Origin of the sequence: Flavobacterium subsaxonicum WB 4.1-42 = DSM 21790, assembly GCF_000422725.1 — a bacterium.
In the GTDB taxonomy this organism is placed as follows: domain Bacteria; phylum Bacteroidota; class Bacteroidia; order Flavobacteriales; family Flavobacteriaceae; genus Flavobacterium; species Flavobacterium subsaxonicum.
The window spans coordinates 565,909-582,953 of record NZ_AUGP01000017.1; the positions used below are offsets into that span (position 1 = coordinate 565,909).

At 41.5% G+C, this 17,045-nt stretch carries 14 protein-coding genes and 2 tRNA genes; 3 read left to right on the forward strand and 13 right to left on the reverse strand.

Translation table 11 applies throughout. From position 1 onward, the window contains the following. Window positions 1–45 precede the first annotated feature (45 nt). The 7 genes from G509_RS0105435 to G509_RS0105465 form a co-directional block, all read right to left on the reverse strand. Complete coding sequence (locus G509_RS0105435; protein WP_026990601.1) at window positions 46–2,151, reverse strand: peptidylprolyl isomerase; 2,106 nt, start codon at window positions 2,149–2,151, stop codon at window positions 46–48. 99 nt (window positions 2,152–2,250) lie between these two features. Beyond that, window positions 2,251–3,516 (reverse strand): hemolysin family protein, encoded by a 1,266-nt coding sequence (locus tag G509_RS0105440; RefSeq protein ID WP_026990602.1) that lies wholly within the window; start codon window positions 3,514–3,516, stop codon window positions 2,251–2,253. 5 nt (window positions 3,517–3,521) lie between these two features. Further along, entirely contained in the window at window positions 3,522–3,722 is a 201-nt protein-coding gene (locus G509_RS0105445; protein ID WP_026990603.1) for a hypothetical protein, read from the reverse strand. Window positions 3,723–3,732: 10 nt separating this feature from the next. Continuing rightward, a complete protein-coding gene (lptC, locus tag G509_RS0105450; RefSeq protein WP_026990604.1) occupies window positions 3,733–4,284 on the reverse strand; it encodes an LPS export ABC transporter periplasmic protein LptC in 552 nt (183 codons plus the stop codon). After that, window positions 4,284–5,651, reverse strand: a complete 1,368-nt coding sequence (locus G509_RS0105455; protein ID WP_026990605.1) for a hypothetical protein — start codon at window positions 5,649–5,651, stop codon at window positions 4,284–4,286. Before G509_RS0105455 ends, lptC begins: the two co-directional genes overlap by 1 nt. A 20-nt stretch (window positions 5,652–5,671) precedes the next feature. Continuing rightward, on the reverse strand, window positions 5,672–6,943 hold the full coding sequence (gene bamG / locus G509_RS0105460) for a BamG family beta-barrel-assembly machinery protein (RefSeq protein ID WP_026990606.1): 1,272 nt from the start codon (window positions 6,941–6,943) through the stop codon (window positions 5,672–5,674). Continuing rightward, window positions 6,940–7,671: a type III pantothenate kinase gene (locus G509_RS0105465; protein WP_026990607.1), complete on the reverse strand. Its 732-nt coding sequence runs from the start codon at window positions 7,669–7,671 to the stop codon at window positions 6,940–6,942. Before G509_RS0105465 ends, bamG begins: the two co-directional genes overlap by 4 nt. A gap of 105 nt (window positions 7,672–7,776) precedes the next feature. Between G509_RS0105465 and G509_RS0105470 the strand changes: the two genes are divergently transcribed. Both G509_RS0105470 and G509_RS0105475 read left to right on the forward strand, forming a co-directional pair. After that, window positions 7,777–7,849, forward strand: a tRNA-Phe gene (locus G509_RS0105470). A 96-nt stretch (window positions 7,850–7,945) separates the two neighbouring features. After that, window positions 7,946–8,018 (forward strand) — tRNA-Phe (locus G509_RS0105475). A gap of 65 nt (window positions 8,019–8,083) precedes the next feature. On the opposite strand, the gene G509_RS0105480 is transcribed toward G509_RS0105475, so the two are convergent. Further along, window positions 8,084–9,046 (reverse strand): T9SS type A sorting domain-containing protein, encoded by a 963-nt coding sequence (locus G509_RS0105480; RefSeq protein WP_026990608.1) that lies wholly within the window; start codon window positions 9,044–9,046, stop codon window positions 8,084–8,086. A 296-nt stretch (window positions 9,047–9,342) separates the two neighbouring features. Here G509_RS0105480 and G509_RS0105485 point away from each other — a divergent pair, with 296 nt between their 5' ends. Next, window positions 9,343–9,789, forward strand: a complete 447-nt coding sequence (locus G509_RS0105485; protein WP_026990609.1) for a KTSC domain-containing protein — start codon at window positions 9,343–9,345, stop codon at window positions 9,787–9,789. 88 nt (window positions 9,790–9,877) lie between these two features. Here G509_RS0105485 and G509_RS0105490 read toward each other — a convergent pair whose 3' ends face one another. The 5 genes from G509_RS0105490 to G509_RS21495 all read right to left on the reverse strand — a co-directional run bounded on the left by G509_RS0105490 (window position 9,878) and on the right by G509_RS21495 (window position 17,011). Next, window positions 9,878–10,654: an SDR family NAD(P)-dependent oxidoreductase gene (locus G509_RS0105490; RefSeq protein ID WP_026990610.1), complete on the reverse strand. Its 777-nt coding sequence runs from the start codon at window positions 10,652–10,654 to the stop codon at window positions 9,878–9,880. A 91-nt stretch (window positions 10,655–10,745) separates the two neighbouring features. Then, window positions 10,746–11,990, reverse strand: coding sequence for an efflux RND transporter periplasmic adaptor subunit (locus G509_RS0105495; RefSeq protein ID WP_026990611.1), 1,245 nt, complete (start codon window positions 11,988–11,990; stop codon window positions 10,746–10,748). 6 nt (window positions 11,991–11,996) lie between these two features. Continuing rightward, complete coding sequence (locus G509_RS21485) at window positions 11,997–13,109, reverse strand: TolC family protein (protein WP_242604853.1); 1,113 nt, start codon at window positions 13,107–13,109, stop codon at window positions 11,997–11,999. A gap of 328 nt (window positions 13,110–13,437) precedes the next feature. Continuing rightward, window positions 13,438–13,803, reverse strand: coding sequence for a four helix bundle protein (locus G509_RS21490; protein ID WP_035738505.1), 366 nt, complete (start codon window positions 13,801–13,803; stop codon window positions 13,438–13,440). A gap of 97 nt (window positions 13,804–13,900) precedes the next feature. Further along, entirely contained in the window at window positions 13,901–17,011 is a 3,111-nt protein-coding gene (locus G509_RS21495) for an efflux RND transporter permease subunit (protein ID WP_035738507.1), read from the reverse strand. Between the last annotated feature and the right edge of the window lie 34 nt (window positions 17,012–17,045).

The following is a 17,045-nucleotide window of genomic DNA, read 5'->3' on the forward strand; positions in this document are numbered from 1 at the left end:
CCGCACAATGTGCGGGACGTTTTTGTATCTAAAAGAGATTATGTCTTAGTTAAACTCAAACCTGTTATCTTCAATTTTTGCATCATCTTTAAGTGCTGTAGCAAGCCTTGTTTCTACACCACCCCTGCCTTGGGCGTTAACCCTTGCAGTAATTGAGCTGTAGTTAGGCAATGCAGCCGCTTTTTCAACAGCTTTAGTCCTTATTATAAATACACCGGCTTCGCCATCAATAAGACCTGAAGTTTTACCTGCAGCAAGGCCAAACGCTTTACCTACAACTTTAATTTCAGGGCCTATACCGCTTATCATTGGGTTAGCCATGCTTAAGCTTTGTGCCAGTGCAATAGCCGAACCTGTTTTTTGAGAAACAGCCTCTAACGTAGCACCAACCATTTTAGCTTTTATAAGTGCTGCTTTCTTCTCGTTACGAACAAGTGGAAGTACAGATACTTTTGCCTGCTCTAATGGAAGTAAGCCTTTTTCGTTAATATTTTTAAGCCTTGCAACAACATGACCTTGTGGGGTGTCAAATTTCTTAACATCGCCAATATTGGTATCTTTATTATAAGCCCAACGAACGATAGCCCTTTGCGGACCTACGCCTTGTATGTTCTCATCGTTAGCACCAAGACCGTTTACAGGTGTAAGTGTATAACCTAATTCTTTAGCAAGATCTGCAAGAGGTTTTTCTCTTGAGTCCATTTCAAGCTTGGTAGCTTTTGTAAAGTTAGCATCGGTAGTAGCTTCAGACGGTTGTATTTTTTGCGCTATAGTAGCAATACGAACACCATCATATTTATCCAATACTTTAATAACGTGGAAACCAAAATCTGTCTCAACAACACCTGTAGTACCTACCGGCTTGTTAAAGATAAAATCGTTAAATGGCTTAACCATCTGGTTTGGTGTAATGTTATCGTAAACACCACCATTTGCAACAGAACCTTTATCTACAGAGTTTTGAGCAACCAATTGAGAGAACGATGCAGGGTTAGCATTAACCTGAGCAAGTAACTCATCAGCTTTAGCCTTAGCCTCTTCTTTAGTCATTGTAATAGTTGGATCCGGAGTCTGGCTGCCTTTGTAACCAATAAGTATGTGGCTTGCCTTAACACTTGTACCCGGTTTTCTTGCTACCATTTTAGTAGCCATATAGTAACCGTTTTGTGTGTAAGGACCATAAACCTGGCCCGGAGCTAAATTAAATATTTGCTCTGCGTGGTCTAATGGTAATTGCTTTTTAGAAACGAAAGTAGTATCATACTTCATTTCAGAACCTGCAATTACGTTAACAAACTCTTCGTTGTTAGTTGCATTCGCAAAGCTTGGAATAGTGTCTGTAGCTTTAGTCTCGTCGTTGTATTTAACACTTGGAACAAGTAGCCCATCGATGCTTTTTTTCATCTCAGACTCATCTGTAGCAGATGGCTTGTTCTCTATGTATACAAACTCGATATCGCGAGATGCTTCAGCTTTGTATTTTTTCTCGTTTTTCTTCATAAAAGCAGTAAGCTCTTCGTCAGAAACTTTAACCTGGTCGTCGTTAATGCTGTTGTAAGGAACAAAAACATAATCAAACGATGCTTTATCATTTTCAAGCTGGTAGTTAGCCTGGCCTTCTACGTTAGTAGTAAAAAAACCTGCTTTTAGCATAGTAGCATACAACTGCCTTTTAGCAGAAGTTTCTACACTTGGCCTTTCTTTTTCTATAGCCTGGTACTGTTGCGGGTTTGTAGTTTTAAGATTAACAAGAAACTCATTGAATTTTGCTTTGTCAAACTTGCCAAGCGCATTCATAAACTGAGGGTACTGGCCATAAACCTGTGCATATATATCAAGAACGTGGTCTCTGCCTACTCGTAAACCGGCTTTATCAAACCTTTCTTCAAAAAGCACTTTTTGCACTTCGTAATCCCATACATTGTTAGCAGCCTGAGTAGCACTAATGCCCTGCTGGCGCGTTTGCATGTTGTTTACGCTTTGCATAAATTCCTGGGCCGGGATGTCTGTCCCGTTTACGCTCCCTACATTTTTTGTAACGCCAAATCCGCCGCTGTTTATAATATCACCTATTATAAAAGCTAATAAACAGAAACCGATAACACCTATCAGTAAAATTGAACGCTGCCTTATTTTAGATAAAACCGCCATGAGTATTTGTTGTTAAAATTTGAATTCAGTGGGCGAAAATACAATTATATGCTTAATAATAAAAATAGTGAGCTTATTTTTTGAATAAGTTTTATTTTTTTATTTATTCTTTAGCGGAATCAATTTTATAAGCTCGATTTTTTTTCCCGAAGACTGCTCTATAATTACTGTAAAACCGGCCATTTCAAGCTGTTCGCCGGCTTGCGGAATTTCTTTTGCATGATGCACTATAAACCCTCCTAAAGTAGCATAAGAGTCGGTTTCGGCTATGTTTAGCCCGTACTGTTCGTTAACATACTCTACATCCAGCCGTGCCGAGAATAAATAGGAGCCGTCCGGCAACTGTTCTTCGGTTAGCTCTTCGGCATCGTCATGCTCGTCTTCTATCTCGCCAAAAAGCTCTTCTATAATATCTTCTACCGTAATAATGCCCGATGTACCTCCGTACTCATCCAGCACCACAGCCATGCTTTTGCGCCTTCGCGTAAGCAGGCCCAACAGCTCTTTTATATAAATGGTTTCGGGCACATATTCTATACCCACCATTACCTGCTGAATGGTTTGCGGCTTTTTAAACAGTTCGAACGAGTGTATGTAGCCAATAATATCGTCGATGTTTTCGCGGTATACCACGATCTTACTATAATCGGTATCTATAAAAAGCTGTTTAAGTTCAGCTACCGGATCGTTTAATTCAACCGCAGCCAGTTCGGTACGGGGCGTCATGATATCGCGCGCCTTTAGTCCGGAAAACTCTAACGCATTCTGAAAGATTTGTATTTCGGAGTCTACCTCTTCCTGATCGTTAGCACCGGTAAGCTGTTCTGTAATGTATGTACCCAGCTCTCCCCTACTAAAATTGACCTGTTTTATATCGGCTTTGGTATGCAACAGGCGCACCAGTATAAAATCTGACACCGCCATAACCACCTTAGAAACCCGGTTAAAAAGCACATAGAAAATATAGGCAGGAATAGCCAAAGCCTTTATTAGCGTATTGGCATACACCTGAAAAAACACTTTAGGCACAAACTCTGCCGTAAGCAATATAATACCTGTAGTTACTGCAATTTGTATAAGCAACTGGTACACCATAAGCATACCGCTATCCGGCAGGCCAAACCACCGCAGTACGGCGTTACCCATATAATAGCCATAGATAACCAGTGCTATACTGTTGCCAACAAGCATTGAGGTTACAAATTGTGTGGGATTTTCGGTAAGGCGGGTAAGGATTTTAGAAATAAGGGTAAGCTGTTTCTTTTCTACACCAAGGTATACTTTGTTAGATGAAACATAGGCTATTTCCATGCCCGAAAAAAAAGCGGAAAATAATAGACATCCTATAATTATTGCCGCCTCCATGTTATTTATTTTTTGGGATTGCCCTGCTCAAACTTTTTCTGGAAATTTCTTCTGAAGAAAAACATAAATACAGCAGCACCTGCAAAGGCAAAACATATAATTATTTTACCTACAGATTCTTTTTCTATAATACTCATAATGCCGCTGTACACAAAAAAGGCAGCCATTACAAGATATAAGTACGATACGTATTTTAAATAAGTCATTCTCTAAAAATTATTCTACATTGTTAATCTGGCCGGTGTTGCGCTGGGTGTTCATTATGGTAAAGTCTTTATTAAAATCTATACCCGGCCCTTCCAGCATACCGCCTTTGCCATCTGTAAATTTAAACCTTTTTTCGGTATAAAACCATTCGTTCTTTTGGTCGTAATACAATTGCTGGGTTGCCAGCACGCTACCATCATTAGATGTTATCTTTACATTGCCCTGCAAATCGATAATATCGGTATCGGCATACGTAATGGCGTAATCAGACACTATGTAGCTATTTTTTTGCTGGTCGTCTATAAGCGTTACATTCACTCCCCTTGGAAACTCGTTAAAACCGTATTCTAAATTAGAATAATCCAGCATAAGCGGGCTAACCAGTATGGCTTTTACCTTTCCGCTATCGGTATATTTAAGGTTAATATTCTCTGACCGGCCAACGGGACTAAAAGCTACGCTGTTAATGCGCTGTACATCTCTAAAATTGCTTTCGCACGATGCCAGTGCCAAAACAAAAAACGGCAGTATAAAAAGGATATTTTTACGCAACAATTTCATTAAAGTGCAGGTATAGTAAGAGTTTCGTTAATCCAGCAGCCGTAGGTTATTGTATCGCCTTTCTTTTTACCCGAAGCCTTAAGTTCGGCCGCAGTAGGCAATGCTTTGCTGTAGTTTTTACTTATAAGGGCTGCAACGGTAGTTTTATAGCGTGGCTCTGCAACCTCAGCTTTTTTAGCAGTTTCTATAGCCAGCCATGTTAGCGCCTTTTTATCGAAATTGCTCAGGTTACATTCTTTAGAAGCCGACATATACAGCTCTGCCAAAAACAAATAGGCCTTACCCGATTTTGGATTAAGCTCAGCCGCCTTAAGCGAATACTTTTTAGCTTCGGCCTTATCAAGATTTCGGTAAACTGAAGCAATAGCATTGTAGGTTTCGGCTTTTTTAGCGTCGTCCTGCTGTAAATCGGCAGCCTGGTTAAAGTACACAACCGCAGCTTTCCTATCATTTTTACGCAGTGATAAATTGCCCAGCATATAAGCAGTACTGTAGGTAGGCTTGTTTTTATGAAGCGCCATAGCTCCGGTATATAACGTTTCTGATTTTTGGCATTTGTTATCGTACAATGCCGTAACCATTGCCTGAAGCCAGGCTATGTTATTCTTATTTTTCTCGTAGCTACCGCTATAAAAGGCATCCAGCTTTTCGCAATTAAAATACTTAGCGGCTTTGTTAGATATATTCTCACCTACTGCATCTAACGATTTTTGCGTAGTTGCTGCTTCTTTAATAAACAGGCTTTCGGCTGGCTCTAAGGTTTCGGTTTTTTGCTTTTTTAATAACTCATCGCTTTTTTGGGCAATATAGTTTTTAGAAAAAGCCACCTGCCCAGCTATGTTGCTGTATTTCTGGATAAATTCATCCTGGGTAATACCTTTATCGCCGGCCTCGTATTTTTTAACATACAGGTTAAAATACAATTCGATAGCACTATAATCAGTAAAGCCCTGCGGGTTGGCCGCAAAAGAGGCATCCAGTAGTTTATACACCTCATCATCGGTAGCCAGTTTTTGCTCGTGTAGCAAAACCGCTTTTTTTACATTGCCACCTGTGTTCGGAAAGTTTTTTTCCTGCTCAGCATATAAATCGGCCAGGCTTTGGTTAAAAAGCTTCTGGTCTTCGGGCTTGCGGGCAGCCTCCGCCTTATATTTTAGTATGGTTTCGCCATAAACATAGAGCTTATCGCTAAATTTAGGGCACGATTTTCTTAAAGCAGGCAGCAATGTTACCGCATCATCATACGATTTTGCAATTACTTTATCTTCAAGGATCTTAAAATTGTCTTCGCATTTAAAATCCTGCGCCGTTGCCGTTAAGGCACTAAGCGAAGCAAATAATAATAACAGGGCCTGTTTAGTTTTCATGCATCAAATATAGTTTACGTTTATTCGTATTTTCTCTTAACAAACCATTTGTCGCTAATAGAAAGGCCAATAAACACGTTAAAGTAATTTTCCTGTATTAACCCTGCATTGGTTGTACCCCTCTGGCCATACTCTGCACCAATATTAAGGTTAGAACCACCAATGTTGCCGCTTAGCGGAAGGCTAAGCCCAAGGCTAACACCATAATCGTTTATAGACTCGCCCGCCAGTACCAGTCCGGTTTTTTCGTACTTTAAGCCTGCGCGGTAAGTTATCCTGCTAAGATAGCTGTTATACGACATATATTTTGGAATAAAATATCCGCCAACAGCATATATACTTGAATTTTCGAATTGTGCATTGGTAGTAGTACCATCAAAACGGCCGCCAAGCTCGTTAGCCTGCTGGTTGGTATATTCTGCTCCTACAAACCATTTTCTGGCCTGGCCAAAGCCCGTACCAATAGTAAATTTAGCAGGAAGCTTGTAATCTTTATTAGAAACCACAAGGTCTATCTGATCTACAACCACCTGAGATCCTGATGATGTAACCGATACTGTAGCTATCTCACGATTGCTTGTACTTGTTAAAGAAGCCTCTGTAGTATAGGTAGCACTGGCATAATATTCCCATTTATTATTTATCCTGGTTTTATAAGTTGCACCTATGTTAGCACCCACGCCACTGTAGTCTGACGCATTTTTTTCGCGGGTTGCATACTGCAAAGCACCTAATGGCAGGCCGGTTAATGATGTAGTTTCTATATCGCCAAAAAAGTATTGAAAATCGGCACCGATGCTAAATTTTGGTGTAATTTGGTACGACATACCCCCAAACACACGGTTAATACCGCCGCTACCGTCAAACTGCCTGTCCAGCGTTAAACCATCCGTTCCTGTAACGGTGTTTTTAATCCTGTAGCCAACCGCAGTGTACGGCATTAGGCCAAAAGCAACGCCAAATTTATTAAAAGGCAGGGCCACAGCAATATAATCTACTGTAGTACGGCCGGCTTTCATATTCTCTGTTTCGGTTTTAAACTTTGTGCTGCCCGATGTTGCACCAACCGTAAAGGTTGTAAACTTAAGCGAGCTGTATGTTGCGGGGTTTTGCAGGTTTAAGTGAATACTATCCGGCAGTACGCCAATACCTCCCATAGACCTGTTTTCGGCAGTACCTCTAAACTTTACATCGCCAATACCATAAAATGAATAGGGAGAGGCATTATTTTCCTGTGCAAAAGCAACTGTTGACAAAAGAAGGCACAGGCCTGCAATAATTTTTTTAATCATTTTTGATTCGTATATAGGTATAAAAGGTTCAAACTTTCCAGCAGGAAATTTGAATTGGCAAATATGGTGTTTTTTAATCGTTTAGCCAAAAATTCAGCATCTCCCCCCGTCAATATTACCGTTACATCCTGATACTGTTGCTCATACTGGCGCACAAAACCATCTACTTCGTGCAAAAGGCCGTTTACAACGCCCGAGTGCATAGACTCTTTTGTGGTGTTACCCACGTAACTTTGCGGCATTTGTGGATATAACAACGGAAGTTTTGCCGTAAAATTATGCATAGCGTTATACCTTAACTGTAATCCGGGCGAAATTGCGCCCCCAAGGTAATTATTATTGTTGTCTGTAAAATCGTACGTTATGCAGGTACCGGCATCTATAACCAACCGGTGCTTATTTGGATATTGCAGCACCGCCCCCGCCGCAAGCACCATCCTGTCGATACCCAAAGTAGCCGGTGTGGCATACTTGTTTATAAACGGAAAGCCCAAATTGTGGTTTACAGCCGTTAACTGTGTGTTTTCAGAAAGCCATAATAACAGTTTATGGTCGTCTTTCCCTACCACGCTCGTAATACTGTGGTGTGTGGCAGGAAATTTTTGCATTATTTTTTTAACCTCTACCAGGGCATCGTCGCTGCTAAAAACAAACTTTTCTAAAAGGGCAGTACCCTCAAATACAGCAGCTTTAATTTTTGTATTGCCAATATCTACCGTTAGCAGCATTTCTTGTTATTTGATGCGGCAAAGATAGCAATTGATTTTTTTTAATTTTTGTTTTGGATAAGTTAAAAAAGGTTCTATATTTGCACCCGCAATGCGAATGAGCATGGTACCTTAGCTCAGTTGGTAGAGCAATGGACTGAAAATCCATGTGTCCCTGGTTCGATTCCTGGAGGTACCACTTAAATCCCTGAAGATTTTCATTCGGGGATTTTATTTTTGAGCCCTTAACAAGCTTACATTTTGCAATAATGTATAAACAATTGCCACTATTACCGGTACCTTAGCTCAGTTGGTAGAGCAATGGACTGAAAATCCATGTGTCCCTGGTTCGATTCCTGGAGGTACCACAAAAAAGCCTGAAAAGTAATTTTTCAGGCTTTTTTTATTTTGCAGCATTTACACTTTAAAGTTATTATTCTATAATTACTTTTTGGGTCTGCGTGGTTTTACCCTGAAACATTGTAAGCAGGTACATACCTTTTTCGAGCCCGTTTACCGATAGCCTTTCGGCAGAAACACCCTCATACTGCCTTACCACCCTTCCGGAAATATCAAACAGTACCGCTTTTTCTATTGCCACACCTGTTTTATTATTTATGTGTAAAACATCTGAAGCTGGGTTAGGATATACTGTAATGGTGTTGCCTTTATTAAATTTTGAGGTACCTAATACACAGTTTTCAGAAAAGTTGATTTGCGTAAGAAAATCATAAATTTCCCACTCTGAATAAGGGAACTGATTATTTTGTGCCAATTCTTCATCATCAACCTGAACACATACCGTGTTTAAAATTTCGTTCGAAATCGGCGGACTATCAAAATCAAACCCTAAATAGAGCGTAATATTTGCATTATTATTACCGTTTTTGAGATTTACTTTACTAAGTTCCCCTATGTTTGTAGCTACAATTATACGGATGCTGGGATTATTACTTAGGTCAATCTCCGCAATTTCATTAATAAACCCAAGATCTGTACCATTTCCAATGTAAAGCTCTTCCAGCAAAGGGTTTTGTGACAGGTTAATACTTGTAAGCATGTTGCCGTAACATTCCAATACTTTTAACTGGCTGTTCTGGCTAACATTAAGTGAAGATAATTCTGAGTAATTGATTGCGAGCATTTCTAAGCTGGCAAAATCTTCTATTCCTGTAAGACTCTGAATCATATAAGTGGATATACCTGCCCAATTAAGATCAAGATTTGTTACAGCTACTACATCACTTGTTAAAACCTGCCCGTTTACTATACCATCGGTGTCTATATTCAAATTTATTAACCCCTCCTCAAAAATAGCATCCGGAATTAATGTTACCTGTGCAGTTGCGGTGTAACCTATGGTTATAAGAAAGAGTAAGAGTAGTAATTTTTTCATAGGAGTAAGGTTTTGGCTCTTACGAAACTACAACTTTTATCTGCAATAAATCTTACAAATTTTACAACTTGTATTTTAATTTTTACCGGCTATTTTATGAGTGATGTGCATACTAAAATTACCACCCTTAAATCCAGAATCTACCTTCTAAATTAAATTTATATTACCCGATCGCTATTTTTTGCAACCAAAAAATTAAATCATTTGATTTTTAAACATATAGTATTACCTTTGCACGCATTTTGACGCCACCAATAGTAGTGGTTTTACCCCATTGAAAAGACAGAGTTATGAATATGAAAAAAATTGTTGAGTACAGAAAATTACTCGACGTTACCAAAGCTGCTACACTTAAAGAGTTAAAAACCATTTACAGAAACAGTATGAAGGATCATCACCCTGATACTATTGCTGATGATGCTGAAAGGCTTGCTGCCGAAGAAAGAAGTACTGCCATTATTGAGGCGTACCACTTTTTAGTTAGCGTGGCTCCAGAAACTGCCGAAAAAAACAAAGCAGAATATACTAAAACTACCAGCAGTGTTGCCATTGCCGATTTTTATTTTGACAACATGGTGCTTTACATTAACTTTGTTGATGGTAGCAGTTATGAGTATTTTGGCGTGCCTAAAGCACTTTACATTAAAATGGTAAATGCCGAGTCGTCTGCGCGTTTTGCCCGCAGAAACATTCATGGTGTATTTTTATACCGTAGTGCCGTTAAGCTTGTAGCTGCCGAATAACTATTGCAATTTACGGCTGTAGCCGAAAACATAAAAACCCCATTAGCACGCTAATGGGGTTTTGCTTTTATAGTAAATTGATGGAACGCTACACCTCTGCTCCCATTTGCTGCATAAGCCCGCCGTCCATAAAATAAGTAGACCCGGTAACGTAATCTGAGTCGGCCGACGCTAAAAACAAGGCCAGCCTGGCAATGTCTTCGGGGTAACCCGCACGCTTAAACGGAATTTTACTGGCTTTTTCTTTAAGTGCTTCCTTATCCTCCAAAATATCTTCGTTCATAGGGGTTACTATCATGCCCGGCCCCAGGTTGTTTACGTTTATCTGCAATTCGGCAAGCTCCAGCGCAAGGGTGCGCGTAAAGTTTTTTAACCCACCCTTGGCAGCATTATAGTCGGCCGTATTTTTAGCCATTACATCTTCGTGAATCGACGTTATGTTGATAATCTTGCCCTTACCCCCCTGCTCTTTGCGGTATTGTGCAAAACTACGGCAGGTGTAAAATGGCCCGTAAAGGTCAGATTTTATGGTAGCATCAAACTCTTCGGTTGTCATTTCTACCACAGGTTTAGAGGCGCCTTTAATACCGGCATTGTTAACCAGTATGTCTACCGTGCCAAAGGTTTCTATGGTTTTAGAGAACAGGTAGGTAATTTGCGGCTCCAGCGTAACATCTATTTTAAGCATTATGGCTTTTTGGCCTTCGGCTTCTATAGCTGCCACGGTTTTTTGGGCACCTTCTTCATCAGTATGATAGGTAACCGTAACATTGGCTCCCTGTTTTGCAAATTCTATAGCAATGGCGGCCCCAATACCGGAATCAGATCCGGTTACTATGGCAACTTTTCCTTCTAATTTTTTCATTATACGTTGTTTTACCCCTAAATTAAAGCGTTTAAACATAGGGGCAAAACCACTTAACATACATTAGCATACCGTTAATGCAATTTTAGGCTTAATGCTCGTGACCCCCGCCGCCTTCACTCTTAACAAGGTGGCTTTGTATGTAATAAGCACCCTTAAGCACTATTTGCGCATCGGCATCTATTTTTTGAAGCAGTGTTACCTGCACATAGCCCAATTGAGTAGTGCCTGTTTTTACTTCTATGCGTTGAAAATGGAACATCTTACCCTCGTGCTCATGCTCTTCTGCTTCGTGGTCGTGGCCTGCCTCTTCTTCTTCATGGCCTTCTTCCAAAACAAAAATAAATTCGCGCCCCTCTGCCCTAACTACAGCGTCTACAGGTAGTGCCTCAACTTGTTTTACACCCACATCTATAAGCGCATTTACATACATGCCAGGTATTAGTGCCTGGTTGTTGTTGGCAATATCGGCATGTACGGCAACCGATTTGGTTTCGTTCTCGAAAGCCTTGCTTACGTTAAACACTTTGCCGTTAATTTCTAAATTATCCTGGTTGGTTAGCGTAAAGCGTATGTTTTGCCCGTGTTTTACCTTCTGCAAATCCTTTTCATACACCAGTAGGTCTACATGCAGCTTGGAGTTGTCTATTACACTGAACAGCGGTTTGCCAACCTCGGCATTGCTGCCTATTTTGATATTGACCTGCGTTATATAGCCTGCAATGGGAGAAATAATGGGCATGGTAGATGTTGCCCCCGCCTTGCTGATATTAAGCAGCGACAATTGCTTTTGCAGCGAATTGAAACGCGCCTTTTCGATCTCGAAATCTGATTTGGTGCGTTGGTACACTTTTTTGGAGTTTACATTTTCGTCGCTTAATGTTTTTTGTCGGTCGTATTCCAAAGTCAGGTACTCTAAATTACTTTTAGACGTAAGGTAGGCTTCCTGAAGCTTGGCAAACTCCGGGCTCTCGATGGTTGCCAGCAGCTGCCCTTTTTTTACCAACTGACCCTCGATAACATTAATAGATTGTACCACCCCCTGTAAATGTACCGATACATCGGCCTGGTTTTGCGGCGGCAATTCGGTATAGCCGTTGGCGTTAACCACATCGCTAAGGTTTTTCATGGTAAAACCGCCCAGCGCAATGCCCGATGCCGTGTACTGCGCCTCGTTAAGCTCAACTTCTTTAATGGCAACGTGCCCGTGGGCATCTTCGGTTACGGGTTTAGCTACCGCTACAGCCGTTTTGTTTGGGCTACGCAGGGCAAAGTATAGCACAGCCCCAATAAGGGCGGCTACGGCGAGTAGGATATATAGATTAGATCTCTTCATGATTTTTTATTGATTAACCAGGTATTGCAGGTTGATTACCGTGGTGTTATAGTTATTTAATGCCTGTATGTAATTGGTTCGTATATCAAGCGCGGTTTCCAACACCTGTACATACTCTACATACGATATATCGCCGTTTTGATAGGCTTTACTGGCATTTTTAGCAATAGTTTCGGCATTGGGCAGTGCGGTGGTTTTGTAGTACCTCAGCACTTCCTCATACGTAGTTAGCTGCTCCATTTCCTGCTGAAACTGGCTCTGCATTTGCAGCTTTAGGTAATCGGCATTGGTTTTTTGGATGGCCACATTGGTTTTGGCCGCCTTTATTTTAGCTGAAGCACTCCCTACAAAAATGGGCAGCGACAGGCCCACACTAAACCCCTGAAAACGTGGTGAACCATCGTAGTACACGGTTTGCCCGTTAACCTCCTGGTTGCCGGTAAACGACTGTATAAAGTAGCCGGCAGTAACATCGGGCCACAAAGTAGACGATGCCACTTTGCGGTTGGCCTCGGCCACCTTAACATCCTGCGATGCCAGCTGAATGGTAGCGTTTTGCTTTACAAGGGCGGTATCGGCAACGGTTATGGCGGGCAGTGCCACAAAAGCGGTATCAGCCACAGCAAAATCGCCGTCAAGGTGCAGCAGCGTCTTTATTTTCGATTTCTCTACTCTTAGCAGGGCTTCGTTTTGTTTTATCTGCTGTTCCAATTCCTGTTGCTTGGATACGGCTGTTATTTTTTCGAGGGAGTTGGACTCGCCTGTCTGAAACTTAAGCGTAGCCGAACGCACAAAACGTTCCATAAGGGCATTTTGCTTTTGCAGCATCTTATTCAGCTCGGCATAGTACAAAATGGCATTCCACGACTGGCGGATGCTATAGGTAATATCCTGTTTGGTGCTTTGCAAACGCAACTGGCTGCCTGCCACGTTCTCTTTCAGCAGCTTACGGGTGGCTCCATACACAAACGGGCTAAAGGTTTGCGACACGTTAAAGTTCTTATCCTGCGCACGGGTGTTTATTTGCCCAAAGGTGCCGTTTATCTGTGTTTTGGCAATATCGTAACCGGTGCCCAACAGCTGCCCCTGCATCTGGGTATCTAATTGAGACGATTGCATGGACTGGTTGTTTTTGAGGCCTGTTTGGAGTGCACTTGAAAGCGTTAGAGCTTTAGGAGCCTGCGCTTGGGCACTATTTGTTAAGATTAGGAGTAATAGGCAATAAACAATGGGCAATTGGCAAACTATACGTTGCTTAAAACTCATTATTGCAAATTGGCAATGGGCAATGAGCAATGGGCAATGAGCAGTCCACCTCTGTAGAACGCTACTATGAGGTTTTTGTTTATTCCTGATTAAAAATCGCGAACTGTACCTTGCCTTTCGCCTTTTGCTTATACTTATTGCTAATTGACTGTTAATGTTACTATTAGATATGTTTTTCATTTTAATACTTTTCAGGATTATTAATCATATGATGTAACATTCTTCCTATTTCTGCATTTTGAGATAATAAATAATCTTTAGTAGATTCATTTATATAGCCACATGCAAAAGCAAAATCAATCCAAACTGAAGTTTCTGAATTTTCCAGATCACAATCAGAAAGCTTTGATACAAAATGCGCCGGATACTGCTTTTTCCTGTACGCCTCTGCCATATTAGCACATACGCTTCTTGAACTTCTTCTCATCTGATCAATCAAAGCATATCTTTCTTCTTTAGGGAATGATTTACTCAACCCAAAAATTTCCATTGCTAATGAAAATGCTTTTTTATATATTGTTGTTTCTTTAAAATTTATAACCCCCATTATTTAGTGTATAAAAATTTTATTAATTACTAATTATCAATTGCTTATTGCTAAATTCCATATAGTCACTCATTGCTTATTGTCAATTGCTTATTGCTTATTTTTTCTTAAAACCTCTTTCGAAGTAATAGTAAAGTATAGGAAGAACAATTAATGTTAATAGCGTTGCTGTAATTAAACCTCCAATAACTACAGTAGCCAGTGGTTTCTGAACCTCGGCACCTGCCGTGCTGCTTAATGCCATAGGTAAAAATCCTAATGAGGCTACCGATGCCGTTAAGATAACCGGGCGCAACCTTACTTTGGTGCCTTCTTTAATGCGTTCGTAAATGCTGTCCATACCTTCTTTTTTTAACTGGTTAAAATAAGCTATCAATACAATGCCGTTTAGTACGGCTACCCCAAACAGTGCGATAAAACCAACCCCCGCCGAAATACTAAACGGCATCCCTCGGAACCATAAAGCAAAAATTCCGCCGATGGCCGATAAGGGTATCGCAGTAAATATCAATAACGACTGTTTTAGAGATCCAAAAGTGAAATATAAGAGGATAAATATGAGCGCAAGTGCAATTGGCACGGCAATTAATAATCGTTGGTTGGCCTGTATCAAATTCTCAAACTGGCCTCCATAAGTAACGTAATATCCTTCGGGCAGGTTAAGGCTGGCATCCAGTTTTTCCTGAATTTGCTCCACTACCCCCTGTATGTCTTTGCCTTTTACATTAAAGCCCACCACTATACGGCGTTTACCGTCTTCGCGGCTAATTTGCATAGGCCCATCTTCATACCTTATAGTGGCTACCTGCTCTAAAGGTATCTGGTTACCAGAGGGTAAGGTTACGTATAACGATGTCAGGCTCGAAATATCGTTACGGCTGTCGGCATCCAGGCGTACAACGAGGTCAAAGCGTTTCTCGCCCTCGTATATCACTCCTGCTGAGGCACCTGCAAACCCCATGCGTATCACGCGGTTAAGGTCGCCAATATTCAATCCGTACAATGCCAGCTTGTCTTTATTATAGCGTACGGTAATTTGTGGCAGGCCTGCAACACGTTCAGCCTTGGCATCGCTTACACCCTCCACATTTTTAATGAGTTGCATAACCTCATCGCCTTTGCTGACTAACAAATCTATATCCTCTCCAAATATCTTGATGGCCACATCGCTGCGCACACCCGTCATCAACTCGTTGAAACGCATCTGTATAGGCTGCGAAAACTCTGTACTGGCACCGGGAATATCTTCCAGTGCTTCCTCCATTTTTTCCATCAGCTCTTCTTTTGTCGACGCCGATGTCCACTCGCTTTTGTCTTTTAAGAGGATGATCATATCGCCGGCTTCAATAGGCATCGGGTCGGTAGGTATTTCGGCGCTACCTATCTTGGTAACCACCATCTTAACCTCGGGAAATTTCTCTTTAAGGATCTTCTCAGCCTTGGTTGTGGCCTCAATTTCCTGCGAAAGCGAACTGCCCGACGCTATAATAAGGTGGGTGGCAATGTCGCCTTCATCTAAAGTTGGGATAAATTCCCCGCCAAGGGAATTGAATAGTATTAATGACACTATAAACAAAGCAACCGACGCACCCACTACAATACCTTTGATTTCCAACGCTTTATTAAGCATTGAGCGGTACACTCTATAGATGGCGTTAATAATACGGTCGCTTATATTGGGTTTGTGCCCGGCCTCTTTTTTAAGCACCAGAGAGCTCATCATGGGTACATAGGTAAGGGATAGTATAAACGCCCCCAGCACCGCGAAGGACACCGTTTGTGCCATAGGCCCAAACATTTTGCCTTCTATGCCTACCAACGCCAAAATAGGCAGGTATACTATTAAGATAATAATCTCGCCAAAGGCGGCACTGCTACGTATTTTAGACGACGCCTCGTACACCTCATCGTTCATTTCCTGGGTGGTAAGGGCTCCGGCCTTTCGTATCTGTAGCCTGTGGATGATGGCTTCTACAATAATCACGGCACCATCTACAATAATACCAAAGTCTATGGCTCCCAGGCTCATAAGGTTACCGCTTACGCCAAAGAGTTTCATCATGCTTATGGCAAACAGCAACGCCAACGGAATTACCGATGCTACCACCAAACCGGCGCGCCAGTTGCCCAATAGCAACACTAATATAAAAATCACAATAAGTGCACCTTCTATAAGGTTGGTCTGCACCGTGCTAATGGCATTATTTACCAGCTTGCTACGGTCCATAAACGGCTCTATGGTAACACCTTTGGGCAGCGATTTTTTAATCTGCTCCATTTTTTCTTTAACGCGGGTTACTACCTGGCCGCTGTTCTCTCCCTTAAGCATCATAACCATACCGCTAACCTCTTCGCCTTTACCATCTTTAGTAACTGCGCCATACCTAATGCCGCTGCCAATGTGCACTTTGGCAACATCGCGCACAAGTATTGGGATGCCGTTTTGGTTTTTGATGACTATCTTATTAATATCGTCTATACCGCTAACCATACCAATACCTCTTATAAAATAAGCGTATGGCTTTTTGTCGATGTAGGCACCACCGGTATTTTCGTTATTGGCCTCAAGGGCTGCAAATATCTCGGCAATGGTAATATTCATGCTCTTTAGGCGGTCGGGCTGCACGGCAATTTCGTACTGCTTTAAATTGCCGCCAAGGGTATTAACCTCTGCAACACCGGGTGTACCTATAAGTTGCGGCTTGATTATCCAGTCCTGTATGGTACGCAGTTCGGTAGCGTTAAATTTGCTTTCATAGCCTTTTTTGGGGAATACCACATACTGGTATATCTCGCCAAGGCCGGTGCTTATAGGTGCCATTTCGGGCGTACCCAGGCCTTTGGGCATTACCTCTTCGGCTTCTTTAATACGTTCGGATATCTGAGCACGCGCCCAGTAAATATCTACGTCTTCTTTAAAAACTACAGTAACTACGCTTAGCCCAAAGCGGCTGATGGAACGCAGCTCTATTACATTGGGTATGGGCTTAACAGCCTGTTCTATGGGGTAGGTAATAAACTGCTCTACCTCCTGCGTTGCAAGTGTGGGCGAACTGGTTATAATTTGTACCTGGTTATTGGTAATATCGGGCAGGGCATCTATGGGCAGGTTGTATGCCGAATAGCTGCCCACGGCAATTAATGCCAGGGTAAACAGCCCTATAATAAACTTATTATGGATGCTGAAATGAATAATCTTATCTAACATGGATTATAATATATAATGATAGCTGCTTAGCCAG

Bases quoted from the DNA above. Each gene is read 5' to 3' on its own strand.
- G509_RS21490 (WP_035738505.1), bottom strand. From the start codon at position 13,803: ATGGGGGTTATAAATTTTAAAGAAACAACAATATATAAAAAAGCATTT.
- G509_RS0105445 (WP_026990603.1), bottom strand. From the start codon at position 3,722: ATGACTTATTTAAAATACGTATCGTACTTATATCTTGTAATGGCTGCC.
- lptC (WP_026990604.1), bottom strand. From the start codon at position 4,284: ATGAAATTGTTGCGTAAAAATATCCTTTTTATACTGCCGTTTTTTGTT.
- G509_RS0105480 (WP_026990608.1), bottom strand. From the start codon at position 9,046: ATGAAAAAATTACTACTCTTACTCTTTCTTATAACCATAGGTTACACC.
- G509_RS0105455 (WP_026990605.1), bottom strand. From the start codon at position 5,651: ATGAAAACTAAACAGGCCCTGTTATTATTATTTGCTTCGCTTAGTGCC.
- G509_RS0105465 (WP_026990607.1), bottom strand. From the start codon at position 7,671: ATGCTGCTAACGGTAGATATTGGCAATACAAAAATTAAAGCTGCTGTA.
- G509_RS0105485 (WP_026990609.1), top strand. From the start codon at position 9,343: ATGAAAAAAATTGTTGAGTACAGAAAATTACTCGACGTTACCAAAGCT.
- G509_RS0105440 (WP_026990602.1), bottom strand. From the start codon at position 3,516: ATGGAGGCGGCAATAATTATAGGATGTCTATTATTTTCCGCTTTTTTT.
- bamG (WP_026990606.1), bottom strand. From the start codon at position 6,943: ATGATTAAAAAAATTATTGCAGGCCTGTGCCTTCTTTTGTCAACAGTT.
- G509_RS0105435 (WP_026990601.1), bottom strand. From the start codon at position 2,151: ATGGCGGTTTTATCTAAAATAAGGCAGCGTTCAATTTTACTGATAGGT.
- G509_RS0105495 (WP_026990611.1), bottom strand. From the start codon at position 11,990: ATGAAGAGATCTAATCTATATATCCTACTCGCCGTAGCCGCCCTTATT.
- G509_RS21495 (WP_035738507.1), bottom strand. From the start codon at position 17,011: ATGTTAGATAAGATTATTCATTTCAGCATCCATAATAAGTTTATTATA.
- G509_RS21485 (WP_242604853.1), bottom strand. From the start codon at position 13,109: ATGCAATCGTCTCAATTAGATACCCAGATGCAGGGGCAGCTGTTGGGC.
- G509_RS0105490 (WP_026990610.1), bottom strand. From the start codon at position 10,654: ATGAAAAAATTAGAAGGAAAAGTTGCCATAGTAACCGGATCTGATTCC.